This window comes from Bacillus sp. 05T31 (assembly GCF_056396725.1).
Genome location: NZ_JBFTMA010000555.1, coordinates 1 through 3,041 on the forward strand (window position 1 = coordinate 1; position 3,041 = coordinate 3,041).

Genomic DNA, 3,041 nt, shown 5'->3' on the forward strand with positions numbered 1-3,041 from the left:
CATATTGCAACAATCCCAGCAAACGTAATCGCTTCATTAGTGAAGCATCCATTAACAGATCAAGGAATTGAGAAATTCTTAGCTGATTGGGAAAAAACACAAGAGAAATAATACGAAATGGAGAACCCAAGTTTAATTAACTTGGGTTCTTTTTTTGTTTGAAAGAATTTTCATGCAATTGTACATATTGTCTTTTAAATTTTTAATATAAGCTATTTAATATATACAAATCACTCTTTATTTTTCACATTTCGACATAAAAAGATAGAGGGTCTGACCAGAAAACTGGAGGGCATGATTCTATAACAGAAAGCTTATTTCTTATAGAATCATGTCTTTTATTATACAAGGGAGGATAGATTACATATTTTTATCTGAAGTTTAAGATTGATACAAGGGGATGATTAAAATGAGAAAAAAAGCGCCATTTAAAGTGTTGTCATCATTAACGATCGCAACACTCATCGGATGCTCAGCTGTAATGAGTGCTCCGTTAGCATATGCAGAAACGTCAGCAAAAGAAGGTGTGTCTACAACGCCAATTGATCATAACTTAATTCAAGAAGATCGTTTAGCGGAAGCGCTGAAAGAAAGAGGAACAATTAATCCAGCATCGTCTAAAGAAGAGACAAAAAAGGCCGTAGAGCAATATATTGAAAAGAAGCAAGGGGATCAGGCAAATAAAGAAATTCTTCCAGCGGATACTGCTAAAGAGGCATCTGATTTCGTGAAAAAAGTAAAAGAGAAGAAAATGGAGGAAAAGGAGAAAGTAAAGAAACCTGAAAAAAATGTGAGTCCTGAGCAAAAGCCAGAACCAAATAAAAAACAACTGAATGGACAAGTCCCAACTTCTAAAGCAAAGCAAGCGCCGTATAAAGGGTCTGTTCGAACTGATAAAGTATTAGTATTACTCGTTGAATTTAGTGATTATAAACATAATAATATTGATCAAACACCAGGATATATGTATTCGAATGACTTTAGTAGAGAGCATTATCAAAAAATGTTATTTGGTAATGAACCGTACACATTATTTGATGGTTCGAAAGTAAAAACGTTTAAACAATATTATGAAGAGCAGTCTGGTGGTAGTTATACGACAGACGGATATGTAACGGAGTGGCTAACTGTGCCAGGAAAAGCTGCTGATTACGGTGCTGATGGTAGTAGCGGTCACGATAATAAAGGACCAAAAGGTGCGCGTGATTTAGTGAAAGAAGCATTAAAAGCTGCAGCGGATAAAGGATTAGATTTATCACAATTCGATCAGTTCGACCGTTATGATACAAATGGCGATGGCAATCTTAATGAACCGGACGGTGTAATTGATCATTTAATGGTAATTCATGCCGGTGTTGGTCAAGAAGCTGGCGGTGGTAAATTAGGAGATGATGCAATTTGGTCACATCGATCTAAATTAGCAAGGGATCCAGTAGCGATTGAAGGAACAACAGCTAAAGTACCTTATTGGGATGGAAAAGTAGCGGCTCATGATTACACAATTGAACCAGAAGACGGTGCAGTAGGTGTGTTTGCACATGAATTTGGACATGACCTTGGTTTACCAGATGAGTATGATACGAATTATACTGGAATGGGATCACCTGTCGAAGCTTGGTCATTAATGAGTGGAGGTAGCTGGACAGGAAAAATCGCAGGAACAGAGCCAACTAGTTTTTCACCACAAAATAAAGATTTCTTACAAAAGAATATGGGTGGAAACTGGGCGAAAATTTTAGAAGTAGATTACGATAAAATTAAGAGTGGTGTAGGCGTTCCTACATATATTGATCAAAGTGTTACAAAATCAAATCGTCCAGGTGTCGTACGTGTCAACTTACCAGGTAAGAGTATTGAAACAATTAAGCCTGGATTTGGAAAGCGTGCATACTATAGTACAAGAGGCGATGATATTCATACGACATTAGAAACACCATTCTTCGATTTAACAAAAGGAACAAATGCAAAATTTGATTATAAAGCGAATTATGAACTAGAAGCAGAGTGTGATTTCATCGAAGTACATGCTGTAACTGAAGATGGAACGAAAACATTAATTGATAGATTGGGAGAAAACATAGTCCAAGAAGATAAAGATACAACAGATGGAAAATGGATTGATAAATCATACGATTTAAGTCAATTTAAAGGGAAGAAAGTTAAACTACAATTCGACTATATTACAGATCCAGCTTTAACATATAAAGGTTTCGCAATGGATAATGTAAATGTAACAGTTGATGGACAAGTAGTATTTTCAGATGACGCAGAAGGACAGTCTAAAATGAAGTTAAATGGATTCGTTGTTTCTGATGGGACAGAACAGAAACCCCATTATTATTATCTAGAGTGGAGAAACTATGCTGGATCAGATAATGGATTAAAAGCGGGAAAAGGTCCGGTATATAATACAGGTCTTGTCGTTTGGTATGCAGATGATAGTTTCAAAGATAACTGGGTTGGGTTACATCCAGGTGAAGGCTTCCTTGGTGTTGTAGATTCTCATCCAGAAGCGATTGTTGGAAATTTAGGTGGGAAACCAGCATACGGTAATACTGGAATTCAAATTGCAGATGCTGCATTTTCATTTGATCAAACACCTTCATGGAGTGTAAATTCATTTACACGAGGACAGTTTAATTATACTGGATTACAAGGTGTTACAACRTTTGATGATTCAAARGTATACAGYAAYAARCAAATTGCTGACGCAGGACGMAAAGTTCCAAACCTTGGMCTTAAATTCCAAGTTGTTGGRCAAGCAGATGATAAGTCTGCAGGTGCTGTTTGGATTAGACGTTAATAAAGTAAAAGCACATTCTTCATATGAAGAGTGTGCTTTTATATTTGTACAGTAAGTTATTATTTCAGCTTATGTAATACAATTGTCTGTTTATATATAGTGTAGCAAATTATGTGGGGAAAAGAAATATTTCCGAGGAAATTGTCGAAGTATCGTTGGTATTTATAGACTTTCTTTTTTAAAGGAAGAATGTAGTATTGCTTTTATACATAAGTTTATTTACAGTATTACTTGGTTA

1 protein-coding gene and 1 pseudogene are annotated in these 3,041 nt (G+C 35.7%); both read left to right on the forward strand.

Annotated features, from left to right (window positions below):
- Positions 1 to 111 (forward strand): annotated as a pseudogene (locus AC1DJR_RS24055) (fructose-6-phosphate aldolase); the annotation flags it as partial.
- A gap of 298 nt (positions 112 to 409) precedes the next feature.
- On the forward strand, positions 410 to 2,803 hold the full coding sequence (gene inhA2, locus AC1DJR_RS24060) for a M6 family metalloprotease immune inhibitor InhA2 (protein WP_404457183.1): 2,394 nt from the start codon (positions 410 to 412) through the stop codon (positions 2,801 to 2,803).
- Positions 2,804 to 3,041 lie beyond the last annotated feature (238 nt).